At 54.8% G+C, this 20185-nt stretch carries 18 protein-coding genes; 14 read left to right on the top strand and 4 right to left on the bottom strand.

The genetic code is table 11. The features are described from left to right. The first annotated feature begins 29 nt into the window (after positions 1-29). The 4 genes from MELB17_RS03030 to MELB17_RS03015 all read left to right on the top strand — a co-directional run bounded on the left by MELB17_RS03030 (position 30) and on the right by MELB17_RS03015 (position 3336). Positions 30-713, top strand: coding sequence for a TetR/AcrR family transcriptional regulator (locus tag MELB17_RS03030; RefSeq protein WP_007348662.1), 684 nt, complete (start codon positions 30-32; stop codon positions 711-713). Positions 714-751: 38 nt separating this feature from the next. Then, positions 752-1252: a L,D-transpeptidase gene (locus tag MELB17_RS03025; RefSeq protein WP_007348661.1), complete on the top strand. Its 501-nt coding sequence runs from the start codon at positions 752-754 to the stop codon at positions 1250-1252. 79 nt (positions 1253-1331) lie between these two features. After that, a complete protein-coding gene (locus tag MELB17_RS03020; RefSeq protein WP_007348660.1) occupies positions 1332-2576 on the top strand; it encodes a mechanosensitive ion channel family protein in 1245 nt (414 codons plus the stop codon). After that, positions 2560-3336 (top strand): S-methyl-5'-thioinosine phosphorylase, encoded by a 777-nt coding sequence (locus tag MELB17_RS03015; protein ID WP_007348659.1) that lies wholly within the window; start codon positions 2560-2562, stop codon positions 3334-3336. The genes MELB17_RS03020 and MELB17_RS03015 overlap by 17 nt, the downstream gene beginning before the upstream one ends. 22 nt (positions 3337-3358) lie before the next feature. Here the strand turns inward: MELB17_RS03015 and MELB17_RS03010 are convergent, their stop codons facing one another. Next, the gene (locus tag MELB17_RS03010; RefSeq protein ID WP_007348658.1) at positions 3359-4012 is read right to left on the bottom strand and encodes a CsiV family protein; all 654 of its coding nucleotides are present in this window, start codon (positions 4010-4012) and stop codon (positions 3359-3361) included. Continuing rightward, complete coding sequence (gene mfd, locus MELB17_RS03005) at positions 4009-7518, bottom strand: transcription-repair coupling factor (protein ID WP_007348657.1); 3510 nt, start codon at positions 7516-7518, stop codon at positions 4009-4011. Before mfd ends, MELB17_RS03010 begins: the two co-directional genes overlap by 4 nt. A gap of 201 nt (positions 7519-7719) precedes the next feature. Here mfd and MELB17_RS03000 point away from each other — a divergent pair, with 201 nt between their 5' ends. From MELB17_RS03000 to sthA, 10 genes are all read left to right on the top strand, one after another. Then, the gene (locus MELB17_RS03000; protein WP_007348656.1) at positions 7720-9189 is read left to right on the top strand and encodes a glyceraldehyde-3-phosphate dehydrogenase; all 1470 of its coding nucleotides are present in this window, start codon (positions 7720-7722) and stop codon (positions 9187-9189) included. Between the two features lie 357 nt (positions 9190-9546). Then, positions 9547-10893, top strand: coding sequence for a Na(+)-translocating NADH-quinone reductase subunit A (locus MELB17_RS02995; RefSeq protein WP_007348655.1), 1347 nt, complete (start codon positions 9547-9549; stop codon positions 10891-10893). A 3-nt stretch (positions 10894-10896) separates the two neighbouring features. Next, positions 10897-12105 (top strand): NADH:ubiquinone reductase (Na(+)-transporting) subunit B, encoded by a 1209-nt coding sequence (locus MELB17_RS02990; protein ID WP_007348654.1) that lies wholly within the window; start codon positions 10897-10899, stop codon positions 12103-12105. After that, entirely contained in the window at positions 12098-12901 is an 804-nt protein-coding gene (locus tag MELB17_RS02985; protein ID WP_036183390.1) for a Na(+)-translocating NADH-quinone reductase subunit C, read from the top strand. Before MELB17_RS02990 ends, MELB17_RS02985 begins: the two co-directional genes overlap by 8 nt. A 2-nt stretch (positions 12902-12903) precedes the next feature. Beyond that, positions 12904-13569, top strand: a complete 666-nt coding sequence (locus MELB17_RS02980) for an NADH:ubiquinone reductase (Na(+)-transporting) subunit D (protein WP_007348652.1) — start codon at positions 12904-12906, stop codon at positions 13567-13569. After that, complete coding sequence (gene nqrE, locus MELB17_RS02975; protein ID WP_007348651.1) at positions 13569-14177, top strand: NADH:ubiquinone reductase (Na(+)-transporting) subunit E; 609 nt, start codon at positions 13569-13571, stop codon at positions 14175-14177. Before MELB17_RS02980 ends, nqrE begins: the two co-directional genes overlap by 1 nt. Before the next feature lie 37 nt (positions 14178-14214). Next, positions 14215-15441, top strand: coding sequence for an NADH:ubiquinone reductase (Na(+)-transporting) subunit F (gene nqrF / locus MELB17_RS02970; RefSeq protein ID WP_007348650.1), 1227 nt, complete (start codon positions 14215-14217; stop codon positions 15439-15441). A gap of 23 nt (positions 15442-15464) precedes the next feature. Beyond that, positions 15465-16556, top strand: a complete 1092-nt coding sequence (locus MELB17_RS02965) for an FAD:protein FMN transferase (protein ID WP_007348649.1) — start codon at positions 15465-15467, stop codon at positions 16554-16556. 12 nt (positions 16557-16568) lie between these two features. Next, on the top strand, positions 16569-16808 hold the full coding sequence (gene nqrM / locus MELB17_RS02960) for a (Na+)-NQR maturation NqrM (RefSeq protein ID WP_007348648.1): 240 nt from the start codon (positions 16569-16571) through the stop codon (positions 16806-16808). A 55-nt stretch (positions 16809-16863) separates the two neighbouring features. Next, positions 16864-18255 (top strand): Si-specific NAD(P)(+) transhydrogenase, encoded by a 1392-nt coding sequence (sthA, locus tag MELB17_RS02955; protein ID WP_007348647.1) that lies wholly within the window; start codon positions 16864-16866, stop codon positions 18253-18255. 5 nt (positions 18256-18260) lie between these two features. On the opposite strand, the gene MELB17_RS02950 is transcribed toward sthA, so the two are convergent. Continuing rightward, on the bottom strand, positions 18261-19058 hold the full coding sequence (locus MELB17_RS02950; protein WP_007348646.1) for a glycerophosphodiester phosphodiesterase: 798 nt from the start codon (positions 19056-19058) through the stop codon (positions 18261-18263). Then, the gene (locus tag MELB17_RS02945; RefSeq protein WP_007348645.1) at positions 19055-20182 is read right to left on the bottom strand and encodes a 3-deoxy-7-phosphoheptulonate synthase; all 1128 of its coding nucleotides are present in this window, start codon (positions 20180-20182) and stop codon (positions 19055-19057) included. The genes MELB17_RS02950 and MELB17_RS02945 overlap by 4 nt, the downstream gene beginning before the upstream one ends. Between the last annotated feature and the right edge of the window lie 3 nt (positions 20183-20185).

Here is a 20185-nt window from a genome sequence, read left to right as displayed (position 1 = left end):
CGCGTATATTATTAGAATTAGGATTTACAATGGCGCAATCAGATACTGTAGATCGCATTTTGGACGCAGCGGAAGAGTTGTTCGCCGATCGCGGGTTTGCTGAAACATCGCTGCGGATGATCACCAGCCGGGCAAAAGTGAATCTTGCTGCCGTGAATTATCATTTTGGCTCCAAAAAATCCCTGATACAAGCAGTTTTTGCTCGCTTTTTAACACCTTTTTCGGCCACCGCCGAAGCTGCGTTTGACGATCTGGAAAAAAGTTGTAATGGCAAAGCGCCAACGTTAAATCAGACCCTGCGGGCCCTGACCGAAAGCGCAGTGCGAATGCACCAGCGCAGCGAGCGAGGCATAGCGATCTTCATGCGGCTTCTTGGCCTGGCTTATACCCAGTCGCAAGGGCACTTGCGAAAATTTCTGGAGCAGGAATACAGCGAACCCTTCAGCCGCTTCATGGGTTTGTTGAAAGAAGCCACGCCAGAGCTTTCTACGGTCGATCGCTACTGGCGCATTCAGTTTATGCTTGGGGCCACCGCTTTCACTATGTCCAGTAACGAAGCTTTACGTGATATTCTGGTCAACAAGATGGGCGTGGAGACCAGCGTGCAAGAAATTGCTGCGCGTCTGGTGCCGTTTTTGGCGGCTGGCATGCAGGCGAAAGACCCAATGCTGGCTCCTATGCCCTGCGACCATGAATCACTGGCTGTGTTGTAATCAGCCAGTGTCGCCACTAAGCCCGAACGGAGCCTATTGTGGTTATCGGTGATTCTGCTGTCAGCCATCTGCTTATTGATATCGCCCGCCAGCGTCTGCAATTGTTTGACGACTCTTCTGTGTGCACGGGTGATTATTCGGTGTCTACGGCGCGTAACGGTACCGGCGAACGTGATGGCAGTGGCTGCACGCCCCGGGGCCAACATTATATTCGCGTCATGATTGGCGCCGGGCAACCACTGAACAGCGTATTCCGTGGCCGCCGCCCAACCGGCGAAATCTACCACCCCGAACTGGCCATTGGTTACCCCGAGCGTGACTGGATACTGTCGCGCATTGTATGGCTGTGTGGCCGGCAGTGGGGCGTGAATCGCGGCCCCGGGGTCGATACTTTTCGCCGCTTTATATACATTCACGGCACTCCTGACACCGAACCGATGGGCACCCCGTTGTCACACGGCTGTGTGCGCATGCGTAACGCAGACCTGGTGGCACTGTTTGCCCGATTACAGCCGGGAATGCCAGTGTTCATTTTTTAGTACGTCGATTTTAACCTGTTAGTACAGAGCACCGGCAAAGCTGCCAGGCGCATTCTTCGTTTTGCATAAGAGGGATTCCATGATTGAGGAAGGCACAGTGGCCTTTTATGGCTGGATGCAGCACTTCGAGTTGTTATCTTCGGGCTGGCGTGTGGGCCTTATTGTGTTTGGCCTGGTATTTGGTACCGCAACGGTGGCCTACATTGCCAGCCGCGTGATTGCCGCCATGGAACGCAGGTTTATTGAAACCCGCAACATCTGGGACGACGCCATACTGCACGCCATCCGTTTGCCGCTGGTGTTTTTTATCTGGTTGCAGGGCGTTTACTGGGCGGCGGAAGTGGCTTACTACTATTCCGAGGCGGATGTGTTTACCGCCAACGATGCCGTGCTTGAAATTGGCTTCATCTGGGTGGTGAGCTGGGCTGTGTTGGGCCTGATCAAACAGATTGAGCAGGTGTTAGTGTCGCCGGTTAAAATGAATAAACCGATGGATTACACCACGGTTAACGCCATCAGCAAATTGTCGCGAATGGTTGTCATCATTACCGCCGTACTGATCGCCTTGCAAACCCTGGGCTACAGCATTTCCGGGGTACTGGCGTTCGGCGGCGTGGGTGGTATTGCCATCGGTTTTGCCGCCAAAGATCTGTTGGCCAACTTTTTTGGCGGTTTTATTATCCACCTCGATCGCCCGTTCAAGGTCGGCGATTGGATACGCTCGCCAGATCGCAATATTGAGGGCACGGTGGAGCAGATTGGCTGGCGTATGTGCACCATCCGTACTTTCGATAAACGCCCGCTTTACGTACCCAACGCTACGTTTACCACCATTGCGGTAGAAAATCCGTCACGTATGTCTCACCGCAGAATCAGTGAAACGATTGGCGTGCGTTATGAAGATATAGACCGCGTACAGGACATTGTTAGCGACATACGCTCGATGCTGCAAAATCACGACGAGATCGAAACCAGGCAAACTCTGATTGTGAATTTTCTGGCGTTCAACCACTCCACGCTGGACATTATGGTGTATACCTTCACAAAAACCCGCGAGTGGGTGAAGTATCACGAAGTGAAGCAGGACGTGCTGCTGAAAATCAGCGACATCATTGTTGGCCATGGGGCCGAAGTGGCGTTCCCGACCCAGACGCTGCACATCGCTGATAGCGTTAAGCTGAAGCATTTGGAACACAATTTCGATCGTGACCAGGGTCGCGACGATACCGGTAACGAGGCCGGTGAGCGCTCTCTGCGCGACGACCGCGAAGAAACCGCCAGCCAAGAGAATTCTGTAGAGAGCCATCATGCAAAACCTCGTTGAGCAACCCGTTGGCATCATCGGTGGCACGGGCCTGACGGCCCTCGAAGGTTTACAAATAACCGGCGAGCGGAGCATGGCTAACGCCTGGGGTACACCTTCTTCAGTACTTACCAGTGGGCTGTTGGGCCAGCAGGGTGTGCTGTTTCTGGCCCGCCACGGTAACCCACACCGCATACCGCCTCACCAGATTAACTACCGCGCCAATATTCAGGCGCTTTTTGACGCCGGCGTGCGCACGTTGGTGGGCGTTAACGCTGTGGGCGGCATAAGTCGTGATATGAGCCCGGCCCACATAGCCATACCGGATCAGCTGATTGATTACACTTGGGGCCGCAGTGGTACGTTTTTTGAGGGCGAACTGGATAACGTCACCCACATTGATTTCACCTGGCCCTACAACGAGCCGGCGCGAGCGATTTTGATTGAGCAAGCGGAGCGTCTGGGACTGAGCTTTTCCCGCCACGGGGTTTATGGTGCCACCCAGGGGCCACGCCTGGAAACTGCTGCGGAAGTCCGCCGTATGGAGCGTGATGGCTGTGATCTGGCGGGTATGACGGGCATGCCGGAAGCGGCCCTGGCAGCAGAGTTGGGGATGCGTTATGTCAGCTTGTGCCTGGTGGTCAATTATGCGGCAGGCAAAACCGACACGGCGATCACCATGGCGGACATTCAGCGCGCGATTGATGACGGTATGGTTGCCGTGAAAACTCTGCTACAGGCTTCTGTTGCCGGGCTTGGAGCCCTGCAGGCGAAAGCCTGAGCAGTGTTTGGGTGCTAGCGGCTCAATCCTCGATTTTTGCGAAATAGACCAGCACGCCGATGGTGGGGGAATCCAGAAAATGGATCTCGCTGCTGCGCATCCGGCGGGTTTCACGGATCCAGGTCAGTAGCTGCGGTTCGGCCTGAGCGCCGGGCTGCGCTGCTGAGGCGGCATCTTGCCAGTGGTTCAGGTGCGCTTCGACGTGCAAAAAGCGCTTGCGATCGATTTTTATATAACCTTCCACGTCACGCTGCCTCGCCTGGGGCAACCAGTCGCCAACGGCCACCGCCAGGCGTTCGCCACTGTAGTTCTGCGGAAAATCTTCGAGCCATCCGGCTTTGGCCAGAATGCGGAAACGGCCGCTGTTGGTCAGCCTTGCGGCGGCGCTGTCCAGATACAGGCCGCTGACCTGGTCCAATGAGCTGCGCGGTCCACCGCCCTCAGGTGTTAGCCAAAGCGCCTTGTTAATAACCGGCGTGGGGGTGACCGTTTGCCCGCTCATATTCTCGACCAGATTTTCAGGCGCAATAATGCGTTCCAGAATCACGAATTCCGCGCGGTACCGGTCGCTGGCTTGAGCCAGAGGCGCGCTCACTACCAGTGTCAAAAGAATCAGCGCGGCCATCGTAAAAGGTGAGCTCGGGTGTTTACGCAAGTCAGTTTCTCCAACAGTCATCGGGGCCGGCCTGAGGATTTGGCCGGTGCCAGTTCATCGAACATAGCGGCAATGCCATCAAGCTTACCACCGGTTGAGGTGTCGTTCAGCCGGAAACGGAAACTGTTGGCGCCTTCCAGGCGATACTCACCGGGGTCGGATTGCACTTTCTTAATCAGCGCCAGCGGGTCTACGCTGGTGCTGTTGCCAAATTCCAGTCGCGCCCATTCCTTGCCAGCGTCTACTTTGATTACGCCCAGGGCCTCGGCGCGCATACGCAGCGCCGCCTGGCGCATCAGGTTTTTGGCCGGTTGCGGCAGTAATCCAAAGCGGTCAATCATTTCTACCTGAAGTTCTTTTAATTGTTCATCATTGGAAACGCTGGCGATGCGTTTATACAGCATCAGCCGGTTATGAACGTCTGGCAGGTAATCGTCCGGAATCAGCGCCGGGATGCGCAAATTCATTTCGGTGCCGTGACTCAGTGGCAGCTCTGCGTTGGGTGTACGGCCTTCGCGAATGGCCTTTACCGCTTCGTCCAGCAGTTGCATGTAGAGGGTAAAGCCAATGCTTTCAATCTGCCCGCTCTGTTCCTCGCCCAGCAGTTCGCCGGCGCCGCGGATTTCGAGGTCTTGGGTGGCCAGCATAAAACCGGCGCCCAAATCCTGGGCTTCAGAAATGGCCTCCAGGCGCTTTTTTGCATCGGAGCTGATGGCTTTCGGTGGCGGCGTGAGCAGGTAAGCGTAGGCTTGATGGTGGGAACGGCCCACCCGGCCTCGCAACTGGTGCAGCTGGGCCAGACCGAATTTATCCGCGCGCTCGATAATAATGGTGTTGGCGGTGGGCACGTCTATGCCGGTTTCAATGATGGTGGTACACACCAGCACGTTGAAGCGCTTGTGATAAAAGTCCGTCATGATCTGTTCCAGATCGCGTTCGCGCATCTGGCCGTGGGCCACGCCAACGCGGGCTTCGGGAATCAATTGGCGCAGGTCTGCCGCGGTTTTTTCGATGCTGGTCACGTTATTGTGCAGAAAGTACACCTGACCGCCACGCAGGATTTCCCGCAAAATCGCTTCTTTCACCATGGGTTCGTCGCGCTGGCGCACAAAGGTTTTTACCGACAGCCGCCGCGCCGGTGGTGTTGCAATGATGGACAGGTCACGCAGGTGGCCCATGGCCATATTCAGGGTGCGGGGAATGGGTGTGGCGGTCAGATTGAGCATGTCTACTTCGGCCCGCAACGCCTTTAACTTTTCTTTCTGTTGCACGCCAAAGCGGTGCTCTTCGTCAATAATCACCAAACCCAGATTCTTGAACCGAATGTTGCCTTGCAGCAGTTTGTGGGTGCCAATAACAATATCGGCTTTGCCGTTTTCCATGGCCTCCAGCGCTTTATTGGTCTGGCTGCCACTGCGAAAGCGGCTGAGCAGCTCTATATTAACGGCGGTATCCGAGAAGCGGTCGCGGAAAGATTCATAATGTTGCTGCGCCAGCAACGTCGTGGGCACCAGCACCGCCACCTGTTTGCCAGACCAGGTCGCCACAAACGCGGCGCGCATGGCCACTTCGGTTTTGCCAAAGCCCACATCGCCGCAAACCAAACGATCCATCGGGCGTTCACTGGTCATGTCTTCCAGAACTGCCTGAATGGCCACCTCTTGGTCTGGCGTTTCCTCGAACGGGAAACCTGCTGCAAAGGTGCGATAGGCTTCCTGCGGGTTATCAAAGCTGAAGCCTTTGCGGGCTTCGCGGCGGGCATACACGTCTAGCAGCTCAGCGGCGGTATCACGGATTTTTTCCAGAGCTTTCTTTTTAGCGGTGTTCCAGCGATCGGTGCCCAGCTTGTGCAGCGGCGCGTGTTCGGTGTCGCTGCCGGCGTAACGTGAAATCAGATGCAGGCTGGACACAGGAACATACAGCTTGGAGCTGCCAGCGTATCCCAGCATCAGAAATTCGCTGGCTTCTCCTTCCACGGTGATGGTTTCCAAACCCTGATAGCGGCCCACACCGTGGTCAATATGCACCACCGGCGAGCCGATACGCAGTTCCGAAAGGTCGCGGTAGCCGTCGTCGTTCAGCTCAGTGGGCTTTTCCCGGCGCCTGCGCTGCAGCACCCGATCACCGAAAAGAGCCGTTTCGGTGATCAGCGCCAGTTGCCGGTCTGGCAGCACCAAGCCCTGCTCCATAGGCGCGATGGTAATGCCCAAGCTGCATTTCGGGCTATCCAGAAAACTTTGCCAGCCGTCCAGCGCCTGAAGCTGCAGGGATTGTTGGGCCAGATTGTCGATCAGCGCTTCGCGCCGGCCAGACGATTCGGCACAAATCAGAATGCGGCCGCCGAATTCGCTGATGAACCGTTTTAAGCGCCCGGCAGGGTCTGCTGCGCGCCCGTCCATGGCTATGTCTGGCAGTTCGCGAGCGGCGCAGTTCACGCTGCCGTTGCCGTCGTCGGTGGCTGTGCGTGTGGTTACCCGTGGAAACTGCTTGAGCAGCCCGAACAGCTCGTCCTGCTGCAAAAACAGCTGGGCCGGCGGCATGATTGGCCGCACGCGGTCGTGGCGGCGATCTTCATAACGGTTGCGGGTTTCGCTGTCGAACTGCTGCACCGATTCGTTCAGACCGTCGGCGGTGAACACCCGGGTACTGGCCGGCAGGTAATCAAAAAGCGTGGCAGTGGCATCAAAAAATAGCGGCAAATAATATTCAATGCCTGGCGAAGTGATGCCCTGACTGACGTCCTGATACACAGGCGCGCTTTTGTCTGCGCTGGGGAATTGCTCGAACCAGCGCCCGCGAAACGCCGAACGGGCTTGTTTGTCCCAGGGGAATTCAAACGCCGGCAGCAGTTCCACCTGCTGGATGCGATCGACCGAGCGCTGGGTGTCCGGGTCAAAGGTGCGCAGGGTTTCAATTTCGTTGTCGAACAAATCAATGCGGTAGGGCTGGCTGGCGCCCATGGGGAAAATATCCAGAATGGCCCCCCGCACCGCGTACTCACCGTGCTCGTAGACGTTGTCGGCATAGCGGTAGCCGGCCGCTTCGAGCTGCAAGCGCCAGCTGCTGATGTCCAGCGACTGGCCAACTTTCAATAGCAGGGTGTTGCCCTGCAAGTAGTTCACCGGCGGTAACCGGTGCATCAGGGTGCGCGCAGGTACAACAAGCACGCCGTGTGCGGTAGAGGGCAGGCGGTGCAAGGTGCGAATGCGGCGGGAAATAATATCCTGATGGGGCGAAAACTGGTCGTAAGGCAGGGTTTCCCAGTCTGGCAGCGACAGTAATTCCAGACCATCGGCGCTTATGGCCGGGCCGTCTTCTTCCGCTGGTAGGCCCAGAAAAAACCGCATTGCCTGTTCCAGACGGATGGCATCGGCGGTGCTGCGGGTGATCACCAGGGTCAACCCCTGATGGTTGCGCGCGCTTTCACAAACTGCCAGAGCGTCACTGCTGCCATGAAGCTGACCCCAGACACGATGATCGGCAGGCTTTTTTGGGAATTCCGGGGCGAGCAGGGTAGTGCTGGTCATGTTGGAAAATGTGCCTTTTTCGAATTCGAGAGCCGGTAAATAAGCTGGCCATTCTACCGCTGCAGTGCAGGAGGGGTCGAGTGGATGTAAAAACGGGCGTTGGATTTGCCGTAGGCGGCGTTAAATTGGATAATACGTAACCTGATTTTTCTCATGTTTACTTTGCATGCCCAAAACGTTTCTATCCAGAGGTCCTAAACCGTGAGCCACAAACAGATCCACCAGCACCTGTCGAACTGGACAGAGCGCGAATCTACCGCCGAAGCCATGATCCCGCTAATTGGACGCCTGTACCGCCGCAACAATGTTGTCACGTCGGTTTACGGCCGCTCGGTGATCAACCAGTCAGTGATTGATATCATTCGCGCCCACCGCTATGTGCGTCAGGTAGAAGACAGCGAGCTGTCGGTACATGACACCCTACCCATTCTTCAGGCGATGGACGCCATGGAGCTGGGGCGTGGCCACGTAGACATCGGCAAGCTGGCGGTCAAATTCCGTGCCCTTGGTGGTGATCTGAACGAGTTTCTTACGCAGGAAATCGGAACCATCGCGGGTTTGTACGCTTCCCAGTCGGAAGAAGACGCCCAAAACGACACCAAAGACATAGTGCTTTACGGTTTTGGCCGTATCGGCCGCTTGTTGGCCCGTATTCTGATTGAAAAAGCCGGTGGCGGTAACAACCTGCGTTTGCGTGCCATCGTTGTGCGTCATGGCGGTGCCGACAACGATCTGGAAAAGCGTGCCAGCCTGCTGCGCCGCGACTCCGTTCACGGCCCCTTTAATGGCACTATTAGCGTTGACGCGGAAAACTCCGCGCTGATCGCCAACGGCAACTTTATTAAAGTGATTTACTCCGCCGGGCCAGACCAGGTGGACTACACCCGGTACGGCATCAAGAATGCCATTGTGATCGATAACACCGGCATGTGGCGCGATGAAGAAGGCCTGGGTCTGCACCTGAAATCCAAAGGCGTCAGCCGCGTGATGCTGACCGCGCCGGGCAAAGGTGACATTAAGAATATTGTTTACGGAATCAATAACGACTGGATTACCGACGACGACAAAATTCTGTCGGCCGCCTCGTGCACCACCAACGCCATTACCCCGGTGCTGAAGGCTATCTACGACGAATACGGCATTGAAGATGGCCACGTAGAAACGGTGCACTCTTACACCAACGACCAGAACCTGATCGACAACTACCACAAAGGCAGTCGCCGTGGCCGCAGTGCGCCGCTGAACATGGTAATTACCGAGACCGGCGCCGCCAAGGCGGTGTCAAAGGCGCTGCCAGAATTGAAAGGCAAGCTGACGGGTAACGCCATTCGTGTGCCCACGCCTAACGTTTCCATGGCGATTCTGAACCTGAATCTGAAAACAGACGTGGATGTAGAAAGCGTTAACGAATACCTGCGTGACATAGCGCTGCACTCCGAACTGCAAAAGCAGATTGACTATGTAAACTCCACAGAAGTGGTATCGACCGATTTTGTTGGCTCGCGCCACGCCGGTATTGTGGATGCCCAAGCAACGATTGCTGCCGGAAAACGCCTGATTCTGTACGTTTGGTACGACAATGAATTCGGCTACAGCGCACAGGTTATAAGGGTTGTTAGCCAGATGGCCGGCATCAACTACCCTATTTTTCCCAAGCGTGTCCGCGGCTGAGTTGGTCGTGCTGGCTCTGAGGTAATTGCCTGATGAGTGAATAAAAGCCCCTTCAGTTTTTGCTGATGGGGTTTTTTTGTGGCGCGGTACAAACACACCCTCTTTACTTAGAGCAACAAACTGGTGGGCCTTTGCGGTGGAAATGCCGGCCCCGACTCTCTATAATAAGCGCGATTTTGGTTATGTCTGACGCCCGCTTCTTATCCTTCCTCTGCCACCGGTCTGTGCTGGCGTAACGCCAACCGCCTTACGGCAAGCCACTTAACACCAAACCGGTGAGGTATGTGCAGGGAGGTCGAGGTAATGCGTCTGGCGTGGTAAATACATCGAATAGTTTATGATGATTGGATGAGGCTAATGATAAAGATCACAAAAGGCCTGGATCTTCCCATCAGCGGCGTCCCCGAACAGACCATCACCGACGGCAAACCGATTCGCCACGTGGCACTTGTCGGCTTTGACTACAACGGCATGAAGCCGACGATGGTTGTAAAGGAAGGGGATCGCGTTAAACGCGGCACGCTGCTGTTTACGGATAAGAAGACCGAAGGCGTTCGTTACACCTCACCGGCAGCGGGCGTGGTGAAAGAAATCAACCGTGGTGACCGTCGGGTTTTCCAGTCGATTGTCATCGAAATTGATGGCAACGAGGCGGAAACCTTCGCGTGTTACAGCGATGCCGATATTGCGGGCCTGGAACGCCAGCAGGTTGTTGATAACCTAGTGGAATCCGGGTTGTGGGCGACGCTGGTAACGCGTCCGTACAGCAAAGTGCCGGCTATTGACTCCGCGCCTCATTCAATCTTTGTGTCGGTGATGGATACCAACCCGCTGGCCGCAGACCCTACTATTATCATTGCCGAACACAGCAAGGCCTTTGAAAACGGCCTGAGCATTATTGCCAAGCTGACCGCCGGCAAGGTGTTTGTAACAGGTAAGCCTGGCTCAAACGTGGCAGTGCCCAAGTCTGATGCCATTGAAGTCAATCAGTGTGACGGCGTTCACCCGGCCGGTAACGTAGGTACCCATATTCATCACCTGGACCCGGTATCGCTCAGCAAAACTGTGTGGTCGGTGAATTATCAGGACGTGATCGATATCGGCAAGCTGTTCGTCACCGGTGAACTTCCGATTGAACGCGTTGTCGCAATTGGAGGTCCTAAAGCTCTGAAACCTCGCCTGGTTCGTACACGTTTAGGAGCGAGTCTGGTTGAATTGTTGGATGGCGAAACCGAAACCGACTGCGAACTGCGCCCGATATCGGGGTCAGTGTTTGGCGGCCGACGGGCCGAAGGTGCCTGCGCCTATTTAGGGCGTTTCGCCAACCAGGTGTCGGTGCTGGCTGAAGGCAATAGCCGGCACTTCATGGCCTACCTGTCGCCGGGCGTGAATAAATTCTCGACACTGAACATCTACCTGTCAAAACTGACCGGTGGCAAGCGATTCAACTTCAATACCAGCACCAACGGCAGCGAACGAGCGATGGTTCCGGTGGGCGCTTACGAGCGCGTCATGCCGTTAGACATATTGCCAACCCAGCTGTTGCGGGCGTTAATTGTCGGTGACACGGAAATGGCCCAGAAACTGGGCGCTCTGGAACTGGATGAAGAAGATCTGGCTCTGTGCACCTTCGTGTGTCCGGGTAAATATGAATACGGGCCAATTCTCCGAGAGAACCTGACCCGCATCGAGATCGAGGGCTAAGTTATGGCTATCCGACAGTTTCTCGACGGAATCGAGCATCATTTTGAGAAAGGTGGTCGTCACGAGCGTTGGTACGCGCTCTACGAAGCGGTAGACACCATTTTTTACTCGCCCAGTTCGGTCACCAAATCCACCTCTCATGTGCGCGATGGCATTGACCTGAAACGCATCATGATCACGGTGTGGCTGTGCACCTTCCCGGCGATGTTCTTCGGTATGTGGAACATCGGCTTTCAGGCCAACAGCTACCTGGCCACCAATCCGGAGGCTTTGATCGGAGACGGCGGCTTACGCACCGCGTTTATCAACGCTTTGGCGGTAACCGGCGCGGGTGCTGGCCTGCTGGATAATTTCATCTACGGTATGGCCTACTTTATTCCCATCTACGCGGTGACCTTTGTTGTCGGCGGGTTCTGGGAAGTGATGTTTGCCACCGTGCGTCGCCATGAAATCAACGAGGGTTTTTTCGTAACCTCGATTTTGTTTGCGCTGATTTGCCCGCCTACCGTGCCTTTGTGGCAAGTGGCTTTAGGCATTACCTTTGGTATTGTGATCGGCAAAGAAGTGTTTGGCGGAACCGGCAAAAACTTCCTCAACCCGGCGCTGACCGGCCGTGCTTTCCTGTACTTCGCCTACCCGGCGCAGATTTCCGGCGATACGGTATGGACAGCGGTCGACGGTTTTAGTGGTGCGACATCTCTGAGCTGGGCTGCCAGCGGCGGTGTTGAAGCTCTGGAAAGCCAGATTGGTTGGGCGAACGCGTTCATGGGCACCATTCAGGGCTCTATGGGTGAAACCTCGACCCTGGCTGTGCTGGCAGGTGGCGCTGTGCTGCTGATCATGAAAATAGCCTCTTACCGTATTGTTGGGGGCGTATTGCTAGGCATGATTGCCACCTCGTTGCTAATGAATGTGGTGGGGTCAGAAACGAATCCCATGTTTGCCGTGCCGGCGTACTGGCATCTGGTGATTGGTGGTTTTGCCTTCGGCATGATGTTTATGGCGACGGACCCGGTGTCGTCTGCCATGACCCACACCGGCCGCTGGTGCTTCGGCATTCTGGTGGGCGTGATGACCATTCTGATACGTGTCGTAAACCCGGCCTTCCCCGAAGGCATCATGTTGGCGATTCTGTTCGCCAACCTGTTTGCCCCGCTGATGGACCACTACGTTGTTCAGGCCAATGTCAAACGGAGGCTCGCTCGTGGCTAAAGTTAAAGAAACAGTCTCCAGAACGTTAATGGTCGCTTTGGTCCTGAGTATCGTGTTTTCAGTGATCGTGTCGACCGCCGCAGTATTGCTGCGCCCGGCACAGATCAAAAATCAGAACCTGGACATTAAAACCAATATTCTGGCGGCCTCGGGCATGTTACCGGAAGCCGCCAGTGCCGAGCAGATCGAAGATATCTTCACCCGCTTTGATGTTCGCCTGGTAGATTTGGATTCTGGCGCCTTTGTTGAGCCTGAAGCGGTCAATGTGCAAGACCCGATGAAGTACGACATGTACAAGGCCGCGTCTAACCCGGATATGTCCACCAAGATTCCTCCCAAGGAAGACCTGGCGGGCATAAAGCGTCGCCCTAACGTAGCCAAGGTCTATCTGCTGCGCGAAGGCGACGAGGTGAAGCGCGTTGTACTGCCGGTTCACGGTTATGGTTTGTGGTCTACTCTGTATGGCTTTGTATCCCTTGAGGGCGACTTGAACACCATCGAAGGTTTGGGCTTTTACGCCCACGCGGAAACGCCGGGCCTGGGTGGTGAGGTGGATAACCCGCGCTGGAAGTCCCAGTGGGTGGGCAAGCAGCTTTACGACGAAAACAAAACCGAGCCACAGATCCGCCTGGTAAAAGGCGGTGTTGATGCCAATACCGCGAACAAGCAACACAAAGTGGACGCGCTTTCCGGTGCCACCTTGACCAGTCGCGGTGTAGAGCATCTGGTGAATTATTGGATGGGTGATCGTGGCTACGCGGCGTTCCTCAAGAAACTTCGTGAAGGGGAGGTCTGATCATGTCCGAAATCACCGCGAAACAAGTTCTGTTTGAACCGATTTTCAATAATAATCCAATCGGATTACAGATTCTGGGTATCTGTTCTGCGCTGGCGGTGACCACCAGCATGAACGTGACCATCGTTATGTGTCTTTCCGTTACTGCGGTCACCGCGTTTTCCAACTTAGCGGTATCACTGGTCCGGGCGCAGATTCCGAACAGCATCCGCATCATTGCTCAAATGACCATCATTGCCTCTTTGGTTATTGTGGTAGATCAGTTGCTGAAGGCGTACGCCTATGAAGTGTCGAAGCAACTGTCGGTATTCGTTGGTCTGATTATTACCAACTGCATCGTGATGGGCCGCGCTGAAGGTTTCGCCATGAAGAACGGCCCCTGGCTGAGTTTCCTGGACGGCATCGGTAACGGTTTGGGCTATTCGGTTATGCTGCTGTTTGTTGCCTTCTTCCGTGAACTGCTGGGCGCCGGTTCGCTGTTTGGCGTTACCTTGATGGTGCCGGTCAGTCAGGGCGGTTGGTACGTCCCCAACGGGCTGCTGCTGTTGCCGCCGAGCGCGTTCTTTATTATTGGCTTGGCAATCTGGGCCCTGCGCGCCTGGAAACCCGAGCAAGTGGAAGAGGCAGACTTCAAAATGTCCCGCCACACCCATAAGGAGGCCTTCTGATGGAACACTACATCAGTCTGCTGATTAAGGCTATTTTCGTTGAAAACATGGCTTTGGCCTTCTTTCTGGGCATGTGTACCTTCCTGGCGATCTCCAAGAAAATCGAAGCCGCAACGGGCTTGGGTATTGCCGTGGTGGTGGTTCTGACACTCACCGTGCCAGTGAATAACCTGATCTACAACAACATCCTGCGTGAAGGTGCGTTGTCTTGGGCCGGATTGCCCAACACAGACCTGAGCTTTTTGGGATTGATTACGTACATTGGTGTAATCGCTGCGATTGTGCAGATCATGGAAATGGTTCTGGATAAGTACATACCGGCGCTATATGCCGCACTTGGGGTTTTTCTACCGCTTATTACCGTGAACTGCGCCATTTTGGGTGCGGCTCTGTTCATGGTAGAGCGTGACTACACCTTCGGCGAGAGTGTGGTGTACGGTTTCGGTGCCGGCGTAGGCTGGGCACTGGCGATTGTGGCTTTGGCCGGCATTCGGGAAAAACTCAAGTACAGCGACGTACCGGAAGGCCTGCGGGGCTTGGGCATAACCTTTATTACTGTCGGTTTGATGTCATTGGGCTTTATGTCTTTCTCCGGCATCTCCCTGTAATTCACCCGGTGATTCGGATAAACGAAAAGGCGAGATCATGAATACAGAAATTATTCTCGGCGTAGTCATGTTCACCGTGATTGTTTTGGCGCTGGTTGCGATTATTCTCGCGGCCCGTTCCCAGTTGGTCAGTACCGGTGATGTGACCATTGAAATTAACGACGACCCCGAGCACACGGTGAAAACCGAAGCCGGTGGAAAGCTGCTGAACACATTGTCCGGCAGCGGTATTTTTTTGTCGTCTGCCTGTGGCGGGGGCGGAACCTGCGCCCAGTGCAAGTGCAAGGTTTTTGAAGGCGGCGGCGCTATGTTGGCCACCGAAAAGACCCACTTCACCAACCGGGAAGAAAAAGAAGGCTGGCGCCTGTCGTGTCAGGTTCCGGTAAAGCAAGACATGAAAATTGAAGTGCCGGAAGAGTTCTTCGGTGTTAAGAAGTGGGAATGCGAAGTGGTGAGCAACCACAACCAGGCCACCTTTATTAAAGAACTGGTTCTGAAGTTGCCAGAGGGCGAAGAAGTCGCCTTCCGTGCGGGTGGTTACGTGCAGCTGGAGTGCCCGGCATACGAAATCGACTTCAAGGAATTTGCGATCGAAGAAGAGTTCCGTGAAGATTGGAACAAGCACGATATTTGGCGCTACAAGGCCATTAACAAGGAGGACACGATCCGTGCTTACTCCATGGCCAACTACCCGGAAGAGAAGGGCGTACTGAAGTTTAACATCCGTATCGCTACGCCACCTCCGGGCACTGACCACAACCCGGGAATCATGTCGAGCTTTGTGTTTGATTTGAAACTCGGCGATAAGATGACAGTAATGGGTCCGTTCGGTGAGTTCTTTGCCAAGAAGACCGATGCGGAAATGGTGTTTGTGGGTGGCGGTGCCGGTATGGCACCTATGCGCTCCCTCATTTTTGACCAGCTCAAACGTCTGAACTCCAAGCGCAAGATCAGTTTCTGGTATGGCGCGCGTAGCGTACGGGAAATGTTCTACGTCGAAGACTTTGACGGCCTGGCCAAAGAAAATGATAATTTTGTGTGGCACGTGGCTTTGTCTGACCCCCAGCCAAACGACGACTGGAGTGGTGACACCGGATTTATCCACAATGTGCTGTTTGAAAACTACCTGAAAGATCACCCGGCACCCGAAGACTGCGAGTTTTACATGTGCGGGCCGCCCATCATGAACGCATCGGTTATCAAGATGCTGAAAGATCTGGGCGTAGAAGATGAAAACATCATGCTGGATGACTTCGGTGGCTGATACAGGAGGCTAGTAAAATCCCGATGCTATTCAATATGGTTAAACCCGCCCGGGCGGTCATGAACAGTGTGTTTTTTGCACTGGTTGTGGCGGCCCTGGCGGGTTGTTCGTTTAAGCCGGAACAACAGATCTGGGAAATCTCCGGGCCGATCTTTGGCACTCGTTACCACATCAGTGTGGTGATGGAAGACGACCAGGTTCGGCTTCAACAGCTTGCCGGCGGCATTGAGCAGGCTCTGGACGGCGTAGATGCAGCTATGTCTACCTGGCGCGAAGATTCCGAACTGTCACGCTTCAACGCGCTGCCAGACCAGTCCGATTGGACCGCGTTGTCAGCACCCTTATACACCGTCCTGCTGGAAGCGGAAGCGGTGTCAGCACTCACTGACGGCGCCTTTGATGTCACCATAGGCCCTGTCGTCAATCTATGGGGTTTTGGCCCGGATTCGCGGCCAGACAAAGTGCCAGACGAGGCCACGTTGGCCAGAATATTGAACCGCACCGGTCATGAAAAAATCGAGCTGCGCGACCAGCCCCCGGGCATACGCACCAGTGAAGCGCAGTATCTGGATTTGAGTGCCATTGCCAAAGGCTTTGGCGTTGACGAAGTCGCCCGCTATTTGGCCGCAGAAGGCATCAGCGGTTATCTGGTGGAAATTGGCGGTGAAGTCAGTGTTGGAGGGCGCAAGCCCGATGGTTCTGCCTGGCGCTTGGCCATCGAAACACCCGGAGATGCCGCAGAGCAGGTGAATCGCATCGTTGCGTTGGGTGGAGTGGTGGACGGAGACTCAGCCGTGGATAGCACCCGGAACCATCGTGCCCTGGCTACTTCCGGTGACTATCGTAACTATTACGAATTTAACGGACAGCGCTATTCCCATACACTGGATCCACAAACCGGTAAACCGATTACCCACAACCTGGCGTCGGTCACCGTGATTGCGGAAAACTGTATGCGCGCTGACGCTCTGGCCACCGGCTTTACTGTGATGGGGTTCGAGGATGCCATGGCGTTGGCTGTCCGCCAGAACATACCGGCTTATTTTATAGTGCGCGGTGAGACGGGGTTTGAAACCCACTACACACCGGCATTTTCATCTTTTATAACCCAGTAGCGGGAGAACAGCATGGGTACTTTTATTCTGGTGTTTTTTATTGTGATTCTGCTGGTAGCGGGCATGTCGGTGGGTGTTATTTTTGGTCGTAAACCGATCAGTGGTACCTGTGGTGGCATTGGCGCGCTGGGCATCAGTTCTTCTTGCGAGTTATGCGGCGGCAACACCCAGAAATGTGAAGAAAACAGCGAGCGCGTTGATGGCGAAGCAGATAGCAGTCTGGGCTACGATGCCACTCGCCCTAAAAACTGAGCGAAAACAGACAATAACACACAATTTGCGACCCAGATAAGGAGTTATGGCGGGTATGCCAGAGCATCATTACGACGTAGTGGTTATCGGCGCCGGACCGTCCGGCGAAGGTGCTGCGATGAACGCAACGAAAAACGGCAAGCGCGTAGCCATTGTTGAAGACAAAAACACCGTAGGCGGCAACTGTACCCACTGGGGTACCATTCCTTCAAAAGCCCTGCGCCACTCGGTCAAGCAGATCATCACCTTTAACACCAATCAAATGTTCCGCGATATCGGCGAGCCGCGCTGGTTCTCGTTTCCGCGTGTTTTGCAGAATGCTCAAAAAGTGATTGGCACGCAGGTTAAACAGCGCACCCAATTCTATTCCCGCAACCGTATTGATCTGGTCAACGGCAGCGCCTCGTTTGTTGATAAAAACGAGCTGGAAGTACGCGGCAGCAAAGGCGTGGAAACCCTGCACTTCAAGCAAGCGATTATTGCTTCGGGCTCGCGCCCCTATTTGCCGCCAGATTTGAACTTCCGTCATCACCGCATTTACAATTCAGACACCGTTCTAAGCCTGTCCCACACGCCGCGCACCTTAATTATTTATGGGGCAGGGGTGATTGGTTCGGAGTACGCCTCTATCTTCGCCGGGCTTGGCGTAAAAGTGGATTTAATCAATCCGGGCAGCCGCTTGCTGACTTTCCTGGACGACGATATTTCTGACGCCCTGAGTTATCACCTGCGCAACAACGGCGTTCTGGTGCGGCACAATGAAGAATACGAATCTGTAGATGGCGACGATCACGGCGTGGTGCTGTCTCTTAAATCCGGTAAGAAAATTCGGGCGGATGCGTTCCTGTGGTGTAACGGTCGCACCGGTAACACTGACAAACTGGCGTTGGAAAACATTGGTTTACAGGCCAATGGCCGCGGCCAACTGGCGGTAGACAACCATTACCGCACCGAGGTAGAAAACATCTATGCCGTCGGAGATGTTATTGGCTGGCCCAGCCTGGCCAGTGCCGCTTATGACCAGGGCCGGTCTGCCTCCTCTGACATTGTTCAAGACGATTACTTCCGCTTTGTGTCAGATGTGCCAACCGGCATTTATACCATTCCAGAAATCAGTTCGGTGGGCAAAACCGAGCGCGAACTGACTGAGGCAAAAGTGCCCTACGAACTGGGCCAAGCGTTCTTCAAGGACCTGGCGCGGGCGCAGATTACCGGGGAGCCGGTGGGCATGCTGAAAATTCTGTTCCACCGTGAAACCCGTGAAATTTTGGGTATTCACTGTTTTGGTGACCAAGCTGCAGAGATTGTTCACATCGGCCAGGCCATCATGAATCAGAAAGGTGACGCAAACTCGCTAAACTACTTCATCAATACCACGTTCAACTACCCGACTATGGCAGAAGCCTATCGGGTAGCAGCGCTGAACGGGCTGAACCGGATTTTCTAGTGGCTTTAGTGGGTGCCCGTCGCCTGCTGATTGCCCGGCGCAATGACCCCACTGTTGTCGGGCAGAGCTCGTTGGTAACGGGTGCGATTGTCAAAGTAGGTTATGGTGCTGGTCGGGTAGTCGGTAATAATGCTGTCTACCCCCATTTTTTCCAGTTCCAACATGTCGAAAATGCGGTTCACCGTCCACGCCGATACGTGCATACCCTTGCGATGGGCATCCTCTACCAGCTCTTTGCTGAGCAACTTCCAGTTAATGCACAGGTATTCCACTTCCAGGCGGCTGGCAATGCTCATGGGCCGAGGAAATTTGCGTTCTGCCACCAGCCCCAACCGAATGTTGCGATTACGCCGGCGAATTTCCTTTAAAAAGTGAATGTCGGACGAGGTTACGGCCACTTTGTCATAAAGCCGCCGTGCCTGAATGATTTCCGTTAGCCGGTTGCTGAGCACATTCATGCGCGAGGATTTATCGCTTTTTACTTCCAGCTGCAAGTGTTCAAGATCGTCAAACTGGTCCAGCAACTGATCCAGGCTGGGAATGCCCACCGGGCTCGGCCAGGAACTGACGTTGCGGCGCGCGTCCATACGGGTCAGCTCTGCCAGGGTGTATTCGCTAACGTGCCCTTTAAACGTAGTTGTACGATTTACCGTTAAATCGTGTACCAGCACTGGAATGCCGTCTTTCGACAGCACCAGGTCCAGCTCAAAGTGGCGTATGCCCTGGCGGTGGGCATGCACAAAGCCCTCCAGGGTGTTTTCCGGAGCTTCGCCTTTGGCACCGCGGTGTCCGTATACAATCATTTGGCCATTGAATCCTTAACAGTCTGATAAAGTGCCTGGCGTTTTTTCCAGGTGTCGTGGCACAGGCGGATGTCTTCCAGGTACGCCGGCAATTCGTTCATCAACAGCGCCTGAGGACCGTCTACCAGAGCTTTTTCCGGCTTTGGATGGAAATCTACCAACACCATGTTGGCGCCAGCTACAACACCCTGTGCGGTAGCGTGCATCACTTCCAGAATACCATCCGGCGCGCGGTCACGGCTGCCCACAGAGTGGGACGGGTCAATACACACCGGCATGCGGGTCAGGCGCTTTACCGTGGGCACGTGGGCGAAATCCACCATGTTGCGGTGGGGCTGGCCCGCTTCGGTTTTCATACCACGTAGGCAGAAAATGACATTGGCATTGCCTTCCGACGCCAGGTATTCCGCCGCGTTCAAAGACTCGTTCAGAGTAATGCCGAAGCCACGCTTGAGCAGCGCCGGGTAGGTGCTCTGGCGACCAATGGCCTTCAGAAGCTCAAAGTTCTGGGTGTTGCGGGTGCCAATTTGCAGCATTACACCGGTAGGGCGCCCCAGCTTTTCCAGGCAGGTATCGATTTCTTCAATGTGGCTTTCATGGGTAATTTCCATGGCCACCACTTTAATGCCGTGCTTGCCGGCTTTTTCAAACACCCAGGGCAAGCAGCCTTTGCCGTGGCCTTGAAACGAATAGGGGTTGGTGCGTGGCTTGTACGCACCCATGCGGGTACACACTTCGCCGTGCTGTTCCAGCGCCTGCATCATCTGCTCGACGTGTTCGGGCACATCCACCGCACACAGGCCGGCAAAAATATTCAGGTTGGACTGGTTGAATTCCACGCCGTTGTAAGTAAAGCCGTTTTGACGGTTGTTGTCTTTATGGCGCCCCAGAATTCGGTAATCTTCGGAAATGCGGATAGCCCGCTCGACCGCAGGCAGCGCTTCTATGTCTTCTTTGTTAAGGCCCTTGGTGTTACCTACCAAATACACCTCGGTCAACCGCTGCGTCGCACCCTGAATTTCGTGAACGCGTACTGAAACGCCTGGCAAATTTTCCAGGAAATTCAACGTGGTGCGATAAGCGTCGCTGTCCATCGGTGTGTCAGGATGAAGAATGGCTAGCATGGT

It is taken from the genome of Marinobacter sp. ELB17 (assembly GCF_000169375.1).
Classification (GTDB): Bacteria; Pseudomonadota; Gammaproteobacteria; order Pseudomonadales; family Oleiphilaceae; genus Marinobacter.
The sequence above is the reverse complement of the archived record's forward strand: the minus strand, read 5'-3'. Positions and strand labels throughout refer to the sequence as shown.